The sequence below is a fragment of the Rhodococcoides fascians A44A genome (assembly GCF_000760735.1).
In the GTDB taxonomy this organism is placed as follows: Bacteria; Actinomycetota; Actinomycetes; order Mycobacteriales; family Mycobacteriaceae; genus Rhodococcoides; species Rhodococcoides fascians_E.
Window position 1 is genome coordinate 129,192 of sequence record NZ_JMEX01000005.1, and the last position, 18,089, is coordinate 147,280.

The 18,089-nt window shown below is 64.8% G+C and carries 14 protein-coding genes; 4 read left to right on the top strand and 10 right to left on the bottom strand.

From position 1 onward, the window contains the following. Positions 1 to 278 precede the first annotated feature (278 nt). From BH95_RS04545 to BH95_RS04555, 3 genes are read right to left on the bottom strand one after another with little or no spacing between them, the layout of a single operon-like run. Entirely contained in the window at positions 279 to 1,715 is a 1,437-nt protein-coding gene (locus BH95_RS04545; protein WP_019667604.1) for a GuaB1 family IMP dehydrogenase-related protein, read from the bottom strand. Between the two features lie 18 nt (positions 1,716 to 1,733). Next, positions 1,734 to 2,600, bottom strand: a complete 867-nt coding sequence (locus tag BH95_RS04550; RefSeq protein WP_037181233.1) for a DMT family transporter — start codon at positions 2,598 to 2,600, stop codon at positions 1,734 to 1,736. Then, entirely contained in the window at positions 2,597 to 3,910 is a 1,314-nt protein-coding gene (locus BH95_RS04555; protein WP_037181235.1) for a DEAD/DEAH box helicase, read from the bottom strand. Before BH95_RS04555 ends, BH95_RS04550 begins: the two co-directional genes overlap by 4 nt. A 178-nt stretch (positions 3,911 to 4,088) precedes the next feature. Between BH95_RS04555 and BH95_RS04560 the strand changes: the two genes are divergently transcribed. Further along, the gene (locus BH95_RS04560) at positions 4,089 to 4,613 is read left to right on the top strand and encodes a DUF4262 domain-containing protein (protein ID WP_244164822.1); all 525 of its coding nucleotides are present in this window, start codon (positions 4,089 to 4,091) and stop codon (positions 4,611 to 4,613) included. 96 nt (positions 4,614 to 4,709) lie between these two features. Here the strand turns inward: BH95_RS04560 and gndA are convergent, their stop codons facing one another. The 4 genes from gndA to BH95_RS04580 all read right to left on the bottom strand — a co-directional run bounded on the left by gndA (position 4,710) and on the right by BH95_RS04580 (position 9,473). Then, the gene (gene gndA, locus BH95_RS04565; RefSeq protein WP_037181237.1) at positions 4,710 to 6,161 is read right to left on the bottom strand and encodes an NADP-dependent phosphogluconate dehydrogenase; all 1,452 of its coding nucleotides are present in this window, start codon (positions 6,159 to 6,161) and stop codon (positions 4,710 to 4,712) included. Between the two features lie 174 nt (positions 6,162 to 6,335). After that, positions 6,336 to 7,814, bottom strand: a complete 1,479-nt coding sequence (locus tag BH95_RS04570) for a DEAD/DEAH box helicase (protein ID WP_033188816.1) — start codon at positions 7,812 to 7,814, stop codon at positions 6,336 to 6,338. Between the two features lie 264 nt (positions 7,815 to 8,078). Beyond that, positions 8,079 to 9,041 (bottom strand): M56 family metallopeptidase, encoded by a 963-nt coding sequence (locus BH95_RS04575; RefSeq protein WP_033188817.1) that lies wholly within the window; start codon positions 9,039 to 9,041, stop codon positions 8,079 to 8,081. Between the two features lie 24 nt (positions 9,042 to 9,065). Beyond that, complete coding sequence (locus tag BH95_RS04580) at positions 9,066 to 9,473, bottom strand: BlaI/MecI/CopY family transcriptional regulator (protein WP_019667611.1); 408 nt, start codon at positions 9,471 to 9,473, stop codon at positions 9,066 to 9,068. 173 nt (positions 9,474 to 9,646) lie between these two features. Here BH95_RS04580 and BH95_RS04585 point away from each other — a divergent pair, with 173 nt between their 5' ends. Both BH95_RS04585 and BH95_RS04590 read left to right on the top strand, forming a co-directional pair. Then, positions 9,647 to 10,948, top strand: a complete 1,302-nt coding sequence (locus tag BH95_RS04585) for an alpha/beta hydrolase (RefSeq protein WP_033188818.1) — start codon at positions 9,647 to 9,649, stop codon at positions 10,946 to 10,948. Positions 10,949 to 11,028: 80 nt separating this feature from the next. Further along, a complete protein-coding gene (locus tag BH95_RS04590; RefSeq protein ID WP_371828310.1) occupies positions 11,029 to 13,569 on the top strand; it encodes a bifunctional lysylphosphatidylglycerol flippase/synthetase MprF in 2,541 nt (846 codons plus the stop codon). Here BH95_RS04590 and BH95_RS04595 read toward each other — a convergent pair. The 3 genes from BH95_RS04595 to BH95_RS04605 form a co-directional block, all read right to left on the bottom strand. Further along, on the bottom strand, positions 13,566 to 14,426 hold the full coding sequence (locus tag BH95_RS04595; RefSeq protein ID WP_020113193.1) for an ABC transporter ATP-binding protein: 861 nt from the start codon (positions 14,424 to 14,426) through the stop codon (positions 13,566 to 13,568). The two genes, BH95_RS04590 and BH95_RS04595, sit on opposite strands and share 4 nt — an antisense overlap. Then, a complete protein-coding gene (locus tag BH95_RS04600; protein ID WP_230594197.1) occupies positions 14,423 to 15,418 on the bottom strand; it encodes a FecCD family ABC transporter permease in 996 nt (331 codons plus the stop codon). The genes BH95_RS04595 and BH95_RS04600 overlap by 4 nt, the downstream gene beginning before the upstream one ends. Before the next feature lie 119 nt (positions 15,419 to 15,537). Next, entirely contained in the window at positions 15,538 to 17,013 is a 1,476-nt protein-coding gene (locus tag BH95_RS04605) for an iron chelate uptake ABC transporter family permease subunit (protein ID WP_080737956.1), read from the bottom strand. A gap of 246 nt (positions 17,014 to 17,259) precedes the next feature. Between BH95_RS04605 and BH95_RS04610 the strand changes: the two genes are divergently transcribed. Next, a complete protein-coding gene (locus tag BH95_RS04610; protein WP_230620926.1) occupies positions 17,260 to 17,976 on the top strand; it encodes a hypothetical protein in 717 nt (238 codons plus the stop codon). The last annotated feature ends 113 nt before the right edge of the window (positions 17,977 to 18,089 follow it).

Sequence of the window (18,089 nt, forward strand, 5' to 3'; positions counted from 1 at the left end):
TGAGTTTCGCCGGGTCGTTCACCCGGCTCGATAGAGGAGCCCTCCGAAGTGGAGCCCTCGTCGTTGGACTCGCCCTGAGCGGTCACAACAGTGCTGATAACGGGTGCCTCGGGCACCTTGGTCCTTTCTCTCGCTTCCCCCAGCCCGCCTCGAGCGGACACTGTGCGGAGGAAGTCCGCGTATTGCCGAAGCCCTGATCTTAACGGTTTCCCGCCGAGAACACGGCTCGGGCAGCGCCCGCGGACAGCCTCGACACGTTCACCAGCCGGTCGGGATACTCACCAACCTGTCGGCAGTGGCCTTCCCTCGGCGAAACCTGCCGCCGACTGCACCCCGAGCACGGCGCGCTCGTGCAACTCGGAGAGGTTACGAGCACCCGCGTACGTGCAGGTACTGCGCACACCAGCGCAGATGTGGTCGATCAGATCCTCGACCCCGGGGCGGTCCGGGTCCAAGCGCATCCTCGAACTGGAGATCCCCTCCTCGAACAAGCCCTTTCGTGCACGGTCGAACGCACTGTCGGTGGCCGTCCGTGCAGCAACCGCACGCTTGGACGCCATTCCGAAACTCTCCTTGTAGGCGCGACCCGACGAATCGGTACGCAGATCACCGGGAGACTCGTACGTTCCGGCGAACCACGACCCGATCATGACGTTCGCAGCACCGGCAGCCAGCGCAAGAGCCACGTCGCGGGGGTGCCGCACGCCGCCGTCGGCCCAGACCGATCCACCGAGATCAGCTGCCGCCGCAGAGCATTCCGCAACAGCGGAGAACTGTGGTCGACCCACACCCGTCATCATCCGGGTGGTGCACATCGCGCCAGGTCCGACGCCGACCTTCACGATGTCCGCTCCGGCTCCGATCAGATCGCGAGTGCCTTCGGCGGACACGACGTTGCCCGCAGCCAGAGGAACACCGAGATCGAGCGCGGAGATCGCAGCCAACGCGTCCAGCATCTTCTCCTGATGACCGTGCGCAGTGTCGATGACCAGAACGTCGGCCCCGGCCTCGACGAGTGCACGCGCCTTCGCGGTGACGTCACCGTTGATGCCCACCGCTGCGGCGATACGCAACCGATTGTTCGTGTCGACGGCAGGCGCATAGATCCCCGCGCGCACCGCGCCTGTCTTCGTGAGCACACCGGCGAGAGTCCCGTCCGGATTCACCAGCACGGCAAGGTTCTCGTGGGCGGCCTCGAGGGCATCGAACACCTCACGCGGCGACGCATCTGCCGGTGCCGTCACGAAATCCGTTGCCGCAACGGACTGCACGCGAGCGAAGCGGTCCACATCGGTGCAGGACGCCTCGGTGACGACACCGACAGGACGTCCCTCCTCCGTGATGACGACGGCGCCGTGAGCGCGCTTGTGTACGAGAGCGAGTGCGTCGGACACCGAGGCGTCGGGCGCCAGCACTACCGGGGTGTCCGCGACGAGATCGCGGCTCTTGACGAAGGCAACCGTGTCCGCGACTGCCTCGATGGGCAGATCCTGAGGTAGGACAGTGATCCCACCGCGTCGCGCAACGGTCTCGGCCATCCGCCGACCGGACACCGCGGTCATGTTCGACACGACGATCGGAATGGTGGTACCCGTGCCGTCGGAGGTCGAGAGATCGACGTCGAAACGGGAGGTGACATCCGTTCGGTTCGGGACGAAGAACACGTCGTCGTACGTCAGGTCGTATGGGGGCCGGTGGCCATCGAGAAACTGCACGTTGCGCCAGCTTACCTGTCAGGCGCCGGTTACGCTCTCGGCCAGTTGGGCCTGCGACCGAGACAGCGCGATCGTCGCGACGATCATGACCAGGACCGAGCAGCCGATGATCACCAAAGCGCCGGGGTCGTCGCGAACGCGCTCGTCGAGCACGGTGATTCCCAGGAACGCCGCCCCGAACGGTTCTCCGATGGTCACAGCGGGGAGGGACGCGGAGAGCGGACCAGCTTGGAACGCAACCTGCTGAAGGTAGAAACCCAGAACGCCGCACCCGACGAGTGCGTACGTCTGCCACGCGGTGATGGCAGAAACGAGGTCTTTCTCCACGAGGTCGGTCACGAACTTGGTGAACGCCACCGCCACTCCGAACAGAAGCCCACCGGCGGCGCCGAGCAACAGCGCTCGGTATCCGGGGTTGTGCAGGACGAATCCGGCCACAGCGAACACCGATATCACGACCGTCGTCACCAGCAGCGGAACCAGCCAGTCGGCGAACGGTGCATTGGAGTGGCCTTCGGTCGGATCACCGACGACGATGAAGACCGCAAGTGCGAGCGCCAGAGAAATCGCCAGCAGCCACGTCGATCGGGTCATCTTGAAGCCGGAGAACTTCGCGGACAAGGGGAGTGCGAAGAGCAGCATGGACACGACCAACGGCTGGACGATCAGCACACTTCCCACCCACAACGCGGCGACCTGAACCGCATAGCCACCGACGTCGCCGATAACCCCTGCCCACCACCGCGGGCTTCGGAGGAGCGTCGACATCAAGGATCGGCCTTCCGGGACCGCGGACGCGGCGCTCTGTTGCGCCACCGAAGCGCACGCGAACAGCATCGCCGCGACGAGCGCGAGTGCCACGGTCAATACCGGAAACCCGTTCATCGGCGTCCGCTACGACGCCCGGCCACGCCTCGGCGCGACGCACGCGAAGATCCGGGCGTTCGGCCGGGGCGCGACCTGCCGGGCGCAGCGGTGCTCGTTCCGGTCGCAGTCGCCGGAAACGGGTCGGTGACCGGTCGCCCGGGAGGACGCCGCGCGCCGACGACGGACACGAGAACCGGATCGTCTTCGGTCACAGCCACGAAGTGCGCGTCGATGCCCGCCGCGGTAGCAACCTCCATGGCAGCAGGCACCTGGGACTCGGTCGCCAACGTCACCACGACCCCCGAGGCACCGGCTCGTGCTGTTCTCCCGGCGCGATGGGTGTACTCCTTCGCATCGGCGGGTGGATCGACGTGGACGACGACCGAGACGGAATCGACGTGGATTCCCCGTGCCATCACATCCGTTGCAACCAGGACCGGGACATGTCCAGCCTCGAACGACGCCAGCGTTCGGATGCGATTGGCCTGCGTTTTGTCGCCGTGTAGGCCGGCTGCGTTCACCCCCACCGAACGCAGTGACTCGGTCAGGCGATCGACCGCGAACTTCGTTCGGACGAACAGCATGGTCCGTCCGTCTCGCGAAGCGATGGACGCCACCACGGACTCCTTCTCCGATCCAACGACACGGAAGAAATGGTGTCGCGCTGTGCGCTCCGCGATCGGGAGCACGTCGACGGTGTGCGTGACCGGAGAACGGAGATATCGACGGATCAGGTCGTCGACGTCGCCGTCGAGGGTGGCCGAGAACAACATTCGCTGACCCGTCGAGTCGGTACGATCCAGCACCGAGACGACTTGGGGCAGGAATCCCAGATCCGCCATCCTGTCGGCCTCGTCGACCACGGAAATCGTCACCGAACTCAGATCGACGAAGCCTCGGGCAGCCAGATCGTCCAGACGCCCGGGTGTCGCCACCACGACATCCACACCTCGAGCGAGGCGCTCCGCCTGACGCCGGACGGGAACGCCACCGACGACAGCTGCGACTCGCACCCCCAAGGCCAGAGCAGCCTCGTCGAGAGCCTTCTCGATCTGGAGCGCCAGTTCTCGCGTCGGAGCCAGTATCACCGACCGCGGACGGGAGGGTCGGCTACTGCCTCCGCTCAGCCGTTGAAGCAGCGGCAACCCGAACGCCAAGGTCTTACCCGACCCGGTCGGGGCACGCCCGAGAATGTCCGAACCGGCCAACGCATCTTGTACCACCGCGGCCTGAATCGGAAACGGTGACTCGACACCGCTCCTTCGGAGAGCGTGTACCACGACAGGTTTCAGCCCCAGGTTTGCAAATGTCGAGTGGTGGTCGGGCATAGCGGAACAGTACCGCTCCTCATCGACCCGGCCGAGGGACATTCCCATCCGTTCCTCGCGCCGACCGAACCTCGTCGGTGTCGGCGTTTCTGTCGGACCTCTGCGTCATCATCTACCCACTCGAACATGAGTTCGAATATGACGGGCCTACACGACTTCAGGGGGCAGCATGTGCGGGATGTGCAACGGGCAGTCGATCGACGACTACGTCGACTCGGTGGAGACCTTGATCGGGCGATACGGGTGGGCGCTGCAATACGTGTCGTCCAGCGCTGCCGCCGCCCTGGACGGTGAATTCGGGAACAGCGGCCACACCGACGACGACTACGCCGGTGACGGGATGGTCGATCCTGCGTTCTGCTACACGGTGGGACTTGCCGGCATGGGCCACCCAGAGATCGTGATGACGGGTCGGTCACCGGGTGAGTCGGCAGCAGTGCTCAACGTACTCGCTCGTCGAATTCAGTTCGGAGGGCAGCACTTCGAGGCAGGCCAGTACTGCACCGCCGGCGGGTTCGAGGTGTCGTTCGTCGACGTCGCATATCCGGAGGAGTGGCTTCTGATGTGCCGACGTCTCTATCCCGACGGCGCGCTACGCGCCGTACAGGCTGTCTGGCGGGATCACTACGGCAATCTGCCATGGGAAGGGGAGTACCCCTCGACGATCGTGCAACCGATACTCGGTCCGCCGCCGGGGTGGTAGTGGCGATGGAGGCGAACAGCGCCGCTCACGACGGCGACGATCGTGGTGCACCGGACCGCGCACGGTTCGGTGCATCACGATCGGAACGCCTACGCGTCAGGCTTGGACTTCGCTGCGGTCACCGCTCCAGAGAGTGTGGAACTTGCCTTCTGAATCGACGCGCTCATAGGTGTGGGCGCCGAAGAAGTCACGCTGTCCCTGCGTCAGAGCAGCGGGTAGACGCTCGGCACGAAGCGCGTCGTAGTACGCGAGCGAGGAAGCGAACGCCGGGACCGGAATCCCGAGCGAGGCTGCCGTGACGACAACGCGTCGCCAACTGTCGATCGCGTTCTCGATGGCTTCACGGAAGTACGGCGCGAGGATCAGACTCGGCAGCTCGGCATTGTCGTCGTACGCATCCTTGATCCGATCGAGGAATCGAGCGCGAATGATGCAACCGCCGCGCCAGATGGTGGCGAGGTCGCCCGGGTGAAGGTTCCAGTCGTACTCGGTACTGCCGGCTGCGATCTGGTCGAAGCCCTGCGCGTACGCGACGATCTTGGATGCGTACAGAGCACGAGAGATGTCGTGGGTGAACTGCTCCGCGTCGGTGGGCTTGGCTGCGAGTTCACCGGACGCGAGACCGACAGCTGCTTTGCGCTGCCCACGCGATCCCGAGAGTGCGCGGGCGAACACAGCCTCGGCAATGCCGGTCACGGGAACGCCCAGATCCAGGGCGGCCTTGACCGTCCAGCGACCGGTGCCCTTCTGCTCGGCTGCATCGACGATGACGTCGACGAGCGGCTTGCCCGTCTTGGCGTCGACCTGGTTCAGCACCTCGGCCGTGATCTCGACGAGGTAGCTCTCGAGGTCGCCCTTGTTCCATTCCGTGAAAACATCCGCGATCTGCTCAGGCGTGTAGTCCAGAGCATCGCGGAACAAGTTGTAGGCCTCACCGATCAACTGCATGTCGGCGTACTCGATACCGTTGTGCACCATCTTGACGAAGTGACCCGAACCGTCGGGGCCGATGTGCGTGCAGCACGGCGTTCCGTCGACCTGAGCAGCAATCGACTCCAGCAACGGGCCGAGTGCCTTGTACGAGTCCACGGGTCCACCGGGCATGATCGACGGGCCGTTGAGTGCACCTTCTTCACCACCGGAGATTCCCGCTCCGACGAACAGCAGGCCGCGCTTCTTCAGCGCAGCTTCACGGCGAATCGTGTCCGTGTACAGAGCGTTTCCACCATCGATGATGATGTCGCCCTCTTCCATCGCTCCGGCGAGCTCCTCGATCACCGCGTCGGTTGCGTCACCGGCTTTGACCATGATGAGAACCCGACGCGGCTTCTGCAGTGCCGCGACGAACTCCTCGATGGTCTCGGTGCGAACGAAGTTGCCGTCGCTGCCGTGCTCGGCAAGAAGAGCATCCGTCTTGGCGATGCTGCGGTTGTGAAGGGCAACGGTATGACCGTTGCGCGCGAAGTTGCGGGCGATGTTCGAACCCATCACGGCAAGTCCGGTGACACCGATCTGGGCGAGGTCTGACGATTCCACTCCTGAAGTCATGGGTACAGCTTTCCCTGCGACGCCCGGCAATGGAAGTTGGGGGCGATATCCGTGGTGCGAGTGTCGTCACCCCGGACACCGTTCGAACCGAAACGCCGGAGGGCGCCGCCACGAGAATCGTGACAGCGCCCTCCGGCGTCGGAATGCGTTACTCGTCAGTAACTTTGGGGCCGATCAGCGATTGCGAGCGGGCCCGTCGAAACCTTCGTACTCGCGGCGGTCGGTGCGACTCCGAAAACCACCGGACCGCGGAGCGTCGTGCACTGCGTTGGTACGGGGGCGGTCGCCCTGGTAGCCGCCGGTGCGAGGGCGGTCGCCTTGGTAGCCGCCGGTGCGGGGGCGGTCGCCTTGGTAGCCGCCGGTGCGGGGACGGCTGTCGCGGCGGTCACGGGGAGCGGAGCTCACCGCGCGCAGCGGCTCGCCGGACGGCTTCTGCGCTCCCGTGATGCGAGCGAGTTCGTCGGATCCGGGTGACACGTTCACCGAAGTCGACTTCACGCCTGCCATGCCGGTCAGACGCTGAATCTGACGACGCTGGTTGGGCAGGACGATTGCGACGACTGTGCCCTTCTCTCCCGCGCGGGCGGTACGCCCGGCGCGGTGAAGGTAGTCCTTGTGGTCTGCGGGCGGGTCCACATGTACGACGAGGTCGATTCCGTCCACATGGATTCCGCGTGCAGCGACATCGGTAGCGACGAGCACAGGTGTGCGCCCGCTCTTGAAGCGTTCGAGGACCCGCGTGCGCTGGTTCTGAGCCTTGCCGCCGTGCAGGGACTCGGCTGCGATGCCGAGTGCACGAAGGCGGTCGGTGATTCCGTCGCAACCGAGCTTGGTACGAGCGAACATGATGGTGCGACCTTCGCGGGCGCCGATCTCCGACAGGACGATGTCCTTCTGGCCGCGATCGACCATGAGCATGTAGTGCTCCATGGTGCGGACGCTTGCCTTGCCGTCCTGAGTGGAGTGCTCGACGTGGTCGGGCAGGAACTGACGGACGAGTGACTGCACTTCGCGATCGAGCGTGGCGGAGAACAGCAGGCGCTGGCCGTCCGACGGAGTGTCGGCGAGGACTGCGCGCACCTCGGGCAGGAAGCCCATGTCGGCCATCTGGTCTGCTTCGTCGAGAGCGGTGATCTCGATGGAATCGAGGATGCATGTGCTCTGACGGAGGTGATCTGCGAGGCGTCCCGGGGTCGCGACGAGTACGTCGACGCCACGGCGAAGTTGTTCTACCTGCTTGTTGAACGGCATGCCGCCTACGGCTGCACGGACCGTGAGGCCCAGCGCGCCTGCGTAGGGAGTCATGGACTCGACAACCTGGAAAGCGAGTTCGCGCGTCGGTACGAGAACGAGCGAACGGGGACGCTTGGCTGCGGGCCTGTCGGTGTGGCGAGCGAGCCTGGCCAGGATGGGAAGGCCGAAGGCGAGCGTTTTGCCCGAGCCGGTCTGAGCCCGGCCGAGGACGTTCTTGCCGGCGATTGCGTCCGGGAGTGCCATTGCCTGGATGGGCGAGGGCACGGTGATGGAGTTGCGCGCCAAGGCGGCTACCACAGGTTCGGGTAGGCCGAGTTCGGCGAAGGTGACCACGGCGGGATCGCTCGTGGCGTCCGACGCGTCGGGGGTGGATGTACTAGTCGAAACAGCGTGAGTCACGCAGTTGAACCTCTCCGGTTTACGGGCGCGCCAAGAAGCACAAGCTGGGAGAACGCCCACGGAAAGAGGGCACAAACAACAGCTGGAACAAATATCTGACGAGCCAGGGCACTGTCACCTGGCCATCCGTGCGCTGAATCGAATGCGCAGAGTGGGGCTGTTTGTGCCTTTTCGAGTTGCTCGGCCGCAATGGCGACCGATGATCGAGTCTACAAGACAAGCGTTCGATTCGCCGATTCGAACGACTGTGAGCTGGCCGACCCCTCAGGAATGACGCATGAGACGGCTGAGTTCTTCCAGCCAGGGCATGGCGACGAAGATCGTGGGTACGACCAGAATGACCGCAGCTGCGGCATACGCGGCCACCGACGTTCTGACGTCCGTCCTGGGTCCGTTGAGGCGCTTCACTCGAATGAGAGTGCTCGGCCCGCCGGCCGCCATCGCGCCGCGCGGCGCTGTGGAACCGGCACACGTGACGAGCGCTCGGGCGAGGGGAGTGGGTCCGGTGACTTTCACGGCCGAATCGTCCGCGAGAAGTTCGACGAGAAGCTGCACGCTGCCGAGTGCGGACTTGCTACGCACGATCCGCGGGAACGCCTCGTTGACTGCGGTGAACGCCTCGAGTACCAGGTCGTGCCGTGATCGGAGGTGCGACCGTTCGTGGCTGAGGATCGCTTTCACTTCGGCACGGCTGAGATTGGTCAGTACCCCTTCGCTGAGGACGACTCTCTGCCTGAGACCGGGAAGGCAGTAGGCAATGGGCTCGACGGCGTCGAGAACACGAACATCGGCATCTCGGATTCCGGGAAACGGCCGCTCGTCGTCGCTTCCGCGGTCCAGCAAGTCGACGAGCATGCGGTGACGGGCACGCCGCCGCCTGGTCTTCACCGCAACCTGGACGATGGAAAACATCAGTTTCGCGCCGATTCCGAGAGTGATCGCCAGCACCACCACGTACAGAATCCACAGCGGGAGGCCCAGCGCTTCTATTTCGTCGGTGGGCGCCGTCGTCGGCCGACCGTCCGGGCCTGGAACCAGCAACAGTCCACCGATGGCGAGGCCGGAGCTGAAGGCGGAGAACACGGCGGCGACGGCGATTGCCTGCCACAGCACAAGGGCCGCCCGCGGGGCCCGATAGGGCCACGTGGCTTTGCTCAGGAATGCGGGAATCGGACCCGTCAGCAACAGGGCGAGAACCGCGAAGACCAGTGCTGTGGTGGAGTTCATTTCCTCACTAACCGAGGGCAGGAATCAATTCGTGTTGCGATCTTCGATCGTGGGCGATTCCGATTGTGCCACTTCCAGTGCGGCGAGTGCTTCGCGGAGGGCCGCGGCCTCGTCTGCGCCTACCTGCCCGACGAAGTGAACGAGGGCGGCCGCGCGCCCACCGGACTCGGGGGCCTGCGCCAAGGCGTCGACCATGAGGCTTGCAACCAGTTCGTCCCGCCCGTGCAGGGGTATGTAACGGTGCGCGCGGTCGTCTCGCTGCTGGACGACAAGTTGCTTCTTCGCCAGACGTTGAAGAACCGTCATGACGGTGGTGTAGGCGAGTTCACGATGAGTCGCGAGCGCCTCGTGGACCTGCCGCACGGTTTGCGGTTCCGATGAATCCCACAGATGATCCATCACTGCACGCTCGAGTTCGCCTAGACCTGCCATTCGTCCGAGTCTACGGCTAGTCCGACACAAATGCGTACTACTGCCGGTAGTAAGGTCGCCCTGGGCGTGTGGGATGCGTCATATCCGACGTTCCGCCCACCCGGAGGATGACTTTCCGGTGGACTTCGATCGCGTTCACCGAACCGCATCCACTCTGTGTTTATTCTGCAGTCATGAACTGGTTCGTGTCAGCTTCGCTCGTCGACGACACGACGTCTTGGATCACCCTCGCTCTGGGTGCACTCGGCGCCCTGTGGCTGATCGTCAGCCGAACGAAGTGGTACGTCCGCCGAGCACTTCCGATCTGTCTACTCGTTGCGGCCCTCGTCGCAGTGGCGCTCTATTACGTCGTCGAGAAGGTGTGGCGACCGTTCCCCGATCCGATCGAGATCCCGATCTACGTGTGGATCGGGGTGGGACTCGCGGCTCTGTTCGCGGTCGTCCCGCGCGCCGTCGCATCCAGTGGGCTGATCGGCAGGATCGTGACGGTGGTTGCTGCCGTTCTGGTGGTGGCGGCCGCCGCCGCGCAGGTGAACCTCGTGTTCGCCGCCTACCCGACGGTGGGAACGTTGCTCGGTCTGGAGCAATCGGATCGTGTCGATCTGAGCAACGTGCCAGGAACGCAATCGAATCCGGTCACCGGCGATCCACTGGACGCTTCGTGGACGGCGCCCGCATCCATGCCGTCGCAAGGGCGGTTGACGTCGGCGACCATCCCCGGGACGGTGTCCGGATTCTCGGCGAGACCCGCACAGATCTACCTGCCCCCGGCCTACTTCGCCGATCCACGCCCCCTTCTGCCCACCATGGTGCTGATGGCAGGCCAGCCGGGGGAGCCGGAGGATTGGTTGAACGGCGGACAGCTCGCGAGCACGATGGACGCATTCGCCGCCGATCATTCCGGTCTGGCGCCGGTGGTCGTCGTCGCCGACGCCACGGGCTCGACACTGGCCAACCCGTTGTGCGTCGACTCGCCTCTCGGAAACGTCGACACGTATCTCGCAACGGACGTTCCGAACTGGATCGGATCGACGCTCCAGGTGAATCCGGATCCGCGCAGTCGCGTCATCGGAGGACTGTCCTACGGCGGGACATGTTCCATTCAGGTGGCGACCAACCACCCCGACGTCTACCCGACCTTCCTCGACCTGTCCGGGCAGGCCGAGCCCACTCTCGGTGACCGCGGCCGCACCGTCGCCGAGGCGTTCGGCGGGAACGAGGCCGCGTTCGTCGCCGTGAACCCGATGGATCTCCTGAAGACCCGACAGTTCCCGCAGTCGGGGGGAGCATTCGTCGTCGGTGCCGACGACAACGACTACAAACCCGGCCAGAAGGCTATGTACGAGGCCGCGAAAGCCGCAGGCATGGACGTGGTGTATCTCGAAGTGCCGGGGGGACACAGCTTCGCCGTGTGGTCCGAAGGACTGAAGCAAGAACTGCCCTGGCTGATGCAGAGAGTAGGACTCATCTCGTGAACGACATCATCGACGACGCTCAGGCGACCGAACCGTCGGGACCGTCCGGACCGTCGTGGACGGCGAAGCGGAAAGAGCGACTGTCTGCGGCGTGGCGCGGATTCAGCAGGCAGGCCGTTCGGCTGGCCTCGCTGATCGGCTTCGGAATCAAGGGAGCACCGGTCAGTCTGGGTTTGCTCGTCGTGGTGCTCGCGCTCGGTGTGATCGCAGCCGTTGTCGGCGGAAACACGGTGCACCACGCCGTGGCTCTCGGGATCATGCCGGTCGAGGAATGGAAACTGTGGACGGTCCTCACCGCCGGTCTGTTCGCCCCGGGAATCTTCGGTTACGTGGTGTTCGTGGTTGCGGTGTTCGTCGCGGCCGCGCCGATCGAGCGCCGGATCGGGTCGGCGAAGTTCGCCCTCGCGGCCGTCTGCACCCAGGTGCTCGGTGCCGTGTTCGGCCTCGGGATCGCGGCACTGGCGAAGACGTTCGACGCGGACTGGGGTTTCCGGTTGCACGTCGGGACGGCAGTGGGCCCGACGACGTGGATCGTCGGAGTTCTGATGGTAGCGAGCGCTCGCATGGACACGTTGTGGCGGCGACGGATACGCGTCGGGCTTCTGGCTCTGTTGATCACGTCGGCACTGTTCAGCGGGCACCTTCAAGATGTGGTGCGACTTGCCGCGGCGGTCGTCGGACTCGTGCTCGGACCGGCGATCGTCGGGCGGTCGGCTCGCGGGCCGCGTCTGGCGGGCACCCAGCGTGAAGGCCGCGTCCTGGTGGCGTTGGTCGTCGCCGCCAGCGCGCTCGGTCCCGTACTGGCTGCGCTGAGCCCGGACGCGGTCGGGCCGTTCGCAGTGCTGCGGGACGTCGTCAGCGGAGTGCCGTACACGCCGGCAGAGGTCCGTGAAATCTGCGCCGATTCGGCAACCGACCCCGAATGCCGAACCGGACTCCTCGAGCTGAGACTCGGTGGTGTCGGTCCGACGATCCTGTCGTTGATGCCCTCTGTCTTTCTGCTGTTCCTCGCCGATGGACTCCGACGGGGCCGTAAGTTCGCGTGGGGTGCCGCGGTGGTGGCGCAAGTGGTGTTGCTGATCGTGTCCGTCGCGAACTACGCCATCAGGTTCATCGACGCAGGTGACGACGAGTCGGTGTTCTACGGGCTGGAGTCGCCGACCGCGTATCGCACCATCGTGCCGTTTCTGCTTCCGCTGGCAATTCTCGTCGTTCTGGCGCTCACACGGAAGTACTTCGATGTTCGCGCACCGCGGGGGACCTATCGAAAGTTCACGATCTCGGTGCTGGGTACTGCGGTGATCCTGTGGGTTCTGTACGTGCTGTTGGGGTTCGTCGGACGCGGTGGTTTCGATCAGAAGGCATCCTTCCTCGGCTTGATCGCGGACTTCCCGCAGCGTCTGGTGCCGCCGGTGTATCTGCAGTGGCTCGAACCGAGATTGCTTCCGGACAGCATTTTCACCACGTTGCTGTTCGAATGGACCGGGGTCATCTTCTGGGTGTCGTTGTGCGTGTTCGTGCTCTCGACGTTCCTTACCCCTGTCTCACGCGCGGACAGCGCCGCTGCCGAACGTGCACGCGCCCTGCTGACGACCAGTTCCGGGAGCGCGCTGTCGTGGATGACGCTGTGGAAGGGAAATTCCTACTGGTTCTCCGCCGACGGATCCAGTTTCGTTGCCTACCGGGTTATCTCGGGTGTGGCGCTGACGACAGGTGATCCGGTGGGACCGCGCGGGGAACTCCGATCGGCGGTGGTCGACTTCGCGGAGTTCGCATCGAAGAACGGGTGGATCCCGTGCTTCTACTCGGTGACACCGGACGTTCGTGCCATCACGGACAGCATCGGCTGGGGCGGCATCCAGGTGGGGGAGGAGACTGTCCTCGATCTCGCGGATCTGGCCTTCACCGGCAAGAGATTTCAGGACGTCCGTACCGCGCTGAACCGGGCGAAGAAGGTGGGAATCGAGGCCGAGTGGATCAGCTTCCCCGACGCACCGCTTGCCATCACGGATCAGATCACAGCGATCTCCGAGGAGTGGGTGGCGGACAAGGGGATGCCCGAGATGGGGTTCACGCTCGGTGGTCTCGAGGAGGTGGACGATCGAGAGGTGCGCTGCCTCGTCGCTGTCGACGAACACCGGACCGTCCACGGAATCACGTCGTGGATGCCCGTGTACGAGGACGGCGTCGTCGTCGGTTGGACTCTCGATTTCATGCGGAGGCGGTCGGAAGGTTTCAGACCGACGATGGAGTTCTTGATCGCATCCGCTGCAATTATGTTGAAGGAGGAGGGCGTTCGATTCCTCAGCTTGTCCGGTGCGCCGCTCGCGAAGGTGAGCGACGGCAGTGCGTCGGATGCACCGTCGGATGAGGAAGTCACCTTCTACACGCTGCTCGATCGACTTCTCGACGTGCTGGGCAAGACGCTCGAACCCGTCTACGGGTTCAGGTCGCTGCTGGCCTTCAAGTCGAAGTTCCAGCCGCGGTACGAGCCGATGCACATGACGTTCGCCGACCCGGCCGCGTTGCCGAGTATCGGCAATGCGATCGGACGGGCCTATCTCCCGGATGTGTCCCTCGGCCAGGGTTACCGGTTGGTGCGCACGATGATCGAACGTTAGGCGTCCGGCTCGGCGGATGCAGCCGCGGTCTTGGTCGGACCTCCGACCGCTCCGTACACGTGGCGCGTTCCTATGGGGACGATCAGGGGGCGATCGGAGACCGGGTCCTCGATGACGCTCGCCTCGAGACCGAACACGTCCATCAGAAGTTTCTCGGAGATGATGTCCTGAGGCTTCCCGGACTCGACGATTTTGCCCTGCGACATGACGATCAGCTGGTCGCTGTAGCGTACGGCGAGGTTGAGGTCGTGCAGCACCATGATGACGGTGCGGCCCATCTCCTCGTGCAGACGATCCACCAGGTCGAGAACCTCGACGGAATGCGCGAGGTCGAGGTAGGTCGTGGGCTCGTCGAGCAGCAGGATATCGGTGCCTTGCGCGAGCGCCATCGAAATCCATGCTCGCTGGCGTTGACCGCCGGACAACTCGTCGACCGGCCGGTCCGCCAGGTCTCCGACGCCGGTCAGTTCGAGCGCGTTGGCGACCTCGGACTCGTCGTCGGACGACCACTGCCGCACCCAGGACTGGTGCGGGTGCCGGCCGCGGGACACCAGATCGCCGACGGTCAGTCCTTCAGGCGCAGTCGGTGCTTGCGGCAACATGCCGAGGACACGGGCGACGTCCTTCGTGCGCATCGACGAGATCGCTTTGCCGTCGAGTACGACTTTGCCCGCTTTCGGCTTCAGCAGTCGTCCGAGGGAGCGGAGGAGGGTGCTCTTGCCGCAGCCGTTGGGTCCGATGACCGTGGTGATCACGCCGGTGTGCACGTCGAGATCGAGGTTCTCGACGATGATCCGGTCTCCGTAGCCGAGCGTGAGATCTTCGGCGACGAGGCGGGAGGGTTCGGTTGTGGTCATGCGGAGACCTTTCGGTTACTGCGGACGAGCAGGTAGAGGAGGAACGGCCCGCCGAGCGCGGAGGTCACGATTCCGACAGGCAACTCGACCGGAAGGATCGTGCGGGCGATCAGATCGCTGCCGACGACAAGCAAGCCGCCCATCAACCCGGACGCGATGATCGGCGGGCCGGGCGTGCGCAGAATGCGCAGTGCAATCTGAGGTGCCGCCAACGCCACGAATCCGATGGGACCGGCAGCGGCGGTAGCGATGGCCGCGAGCGCCACCGACGCCAGGAGCAGCGTGGCCTGACCCGACTGGAGGCGCACACCGAGCGAACGGGCGTTGTCGTCGCCGAGTCGGAGGGCGCCGAGAGTGAACGTGGAGATGATGGTGATGCCGCCGATCAGCACCAGTGCACACAGAACCGGCCAGACCTTGCTCCAGTCGGCACCGTTCAAGGACCCGTTGAGCCACAACTGGGCGCGGGAGACGTCGTTGATGTCCGCACTGATCAGCAGCCAGCCGATGGCCGCGGTGAGCATCGCGTTGATGGCGATACCGACGAGGATGAGCCGGAATCCTTCGACGCCACGCTTCCATGCCAGCGTGTAGATGAGCACCGCTGTCAGGACACCACCGACGAGCGCTGCCAGCGGAAGGCCGACGGTAGCCAGGATGCCGACGAACGTGCCGCCGCCACCGAGAACGATGAGTGCTACTGCGGCCGCGCTCGCACCGGCGGTGATGCCCAGAATGTCCGGGCTGGCGAGTGAGTTGCGCGAGATCGACTGGGTCACGGCGCCGGAGATGCCCAGAGCCATTCCCACCAGAAGTCCGGTGAGCGAACGAGGCAGCCGAAGGTCCATCACGATGAACCTGTCGATGCGAGAACCGCCCCCGAACAGCACTTCTGTCACCTGAGGTATGGACAGCGGAAAGTCGCCGCGGCCGATGTTGATGCAGACGACCAGGAACAGCGCCGCGAGCATCACGAGGTTGACGAGAACCATGAGGGGACGCCGAACCAGAGACAGCGGCCCGAGCCGGAACGGCGGACGTGACGGGACCGTACGGACCGCGTCGGGTCCGGCAGCGCCGTTCGCCGACGCGTTCTTGGTCAAGGACGAGGTCACAGGCTTGCCAACTTCCGACGACGAACGAGAGCGATGAAGAACGGAGCGCCGAAGAGGGCGAGCACGATCCCGACCTGCAGTTCTCCGGGGCGAACCACGACGCGGCCGATGACGTCGGCGATCATCAGCATGACGCCTCCCATGAGTCCGGCGTACGGAACCAGCCATCGATAGTCCGGGCCGGTGACCACCCGCGCGACGTGCGGCACGACCAGGCCGATGAAGGCGATCGGACCGCACGCGGCGGTGGCGGCACCGGTGAGCAGGGTGATGGCGATGATCCCGACTGTGCGGGTGAGCGCGATGTTGGTGCCCAGGGAGCGAGCGACGTCCTCACCGAGACTCATCACGTTGAGGCCGGGCGTGCTGGCGAGCGCGATGAGAACTCCGACGACGAGGAACGGCAGTACCTGCCAGAGGACGTCGAGCCCTCGACCGGCGACCGAGCCCACCGACCAGAAGCGGTAGCCGTCGAGACTTGTCTGATCCAACAGGACGATGGCATTGGTCATCGCGGACAGGAAGAACGCCACGCCCGCGCCGGCGAGCGCGAGATTGAGTGGACTGGCTTTGCCGTTTCCGGCGGAGGACAGACCGAACACCACCACACTGGCGATGGCCGAGCCGGCGAAAGCGAACCACAGGTACTGGCTGGGCGAGTTGAAGCGGAAAAGGTAGATCGACAGGACCACGAGGAACGCTGCACCGGCATTGAGTCCGAGCAGACCCGCGTCGGCGAGTGGGTTTCGGGTGTGGCCCTGGATAAGTGCGCCTGCGATGCCGAGCGCGATTCCCACCACGAGCGCGAGGAGTGTGCGCGGTATCCGCAGACTGCGCACGATGATGTCGGTGTCGGTTCCCGTCGAACTCCACAAGGCGTGGCCGATTTCAGCGAACGTCAGCGGGCGCGCTCCGATCGCGATGCTCGCGAGGATCGCGGCGGCGAGAGCAACCGTCAGGATCACGAGGCCGAGGATGCGTCGTTTGCGGATGCCCGCAACGGAATTGTCGCGTGCTATCGGCTCGAACAGTTCGTCGGCGGCTGTCTTCTCGCGAACTACCTCGGTACCGCTTCGCCCGATGCCGAATTGCCGCAGCATGGCCCGTCGCACGCCGAGCGCGTTGCCATCGGCACCATCCCGAACGATCAGGTTCGTCCAGCGCTTGCCGGTGCTCTGGCCGTCCTTGCCTTCCCGATATCCCTGATTCCACAGGAGGAGGCCGACTGCAACCGCGACTGCAATTGCACCGAAGACGAACCGGTCCGCTTGACCACCACCGTTGTCGTCACGGAGCGAGTCGACGATCGACCATCCGATACCCAACGGAAGAAGCACAATCGCAAGATCGACGATCGTCGCGGCGATGCGCGGAGCCCATGGCGCCGGCCCGCGGGGAATCTCTTCCTTGGCGAAATCGTCGTCCGGGGCGGGGTGAGTGTTTCCCGAACCCAGCAATGGTGCCGTCGTCACTGTGTTCGTGACTCCTCACTGTGGTTGATGGATTAAGCGTTAGGTTACGGAACCCTTGTTCATTCTGCGCGTCCAGGTAAGGCAAGCCAAGCCGAATGGGGTGACATGTCGTACATTGCGCAGCCTTCTCGTCGAATCTGCACTTGGTTAGGCTAACCTACCTAAAGCAACGCAACGAAGATCGACCGTCACGAGAGGAGTGTTCCGGTGTCACTTGCAACTGCTGCGTCCGATGCCTGGGCCGATGTGCACCGTTCGTACGAACACAACGGAGGGGGCAGCCCCCTGGCGCGGTCGTGCACGCGCCTTCGGGCGCTCAATCCCGACTACCCGCGCATGTACGCAGTCGCCGCGATGGCCACCGAAGGCAAGCGGCGGTGGTGGCACCTCGCGACCGGACTCGAGGACGGCCGGGTCGACTCGATGCTCGGCAGATCGCTGGAGGATCTCGGCTCGATGGAGGCTGCGGCCCATCAGGTCGCGACGGCGCTGGTGCACGCGGTCGTCGGCCGCGTCGCCGCGCTGGTGGTACTCGAGGGGCGAGCGTGGGACCCCGGAATCGACAACCTCTGGATTCACATGGACAGCGACGGCGGTATCGACTGGGCGGGCGTGGGGTCACCGAATTTGCGCGTGCTGCCGGACGACCCGCTCGAGTCGACGCCCGGCACGGTTACTCTCCCGTGCGAGGAAGCGCTGCTCGTGTGGACCGCGCACCGTTGCATCACCTCGCTGACTGCAGTTCTGAGGTCCATCTCCGCCAGGGCGCCGTTCGACGCGTCCACGTTCTGGAGCCTCGTCGGCGATTCGATCCTCGGTGCCTCGACGTACATTCCGGTGCTTGCGAACACCTTTGCTTCCGACAGTGCGCGGCGTGGGCAGGCATTGCTCGACGCGTTCGTCGCCGCGGGCGCACCGGTCCGCGCCCGGCCCTGCCCACGTACGCGACTACGTGCCTCCTAGCCCTTGCTAATTCAGGTAAGGCTAGCCTACAGTTCTGGGTGAACCACCGGACCGCGCCGGAGTCCTGAGGGCTGCAGAGACTCCCGGTCCTTGCCACGGCGGGGCCCCCATCT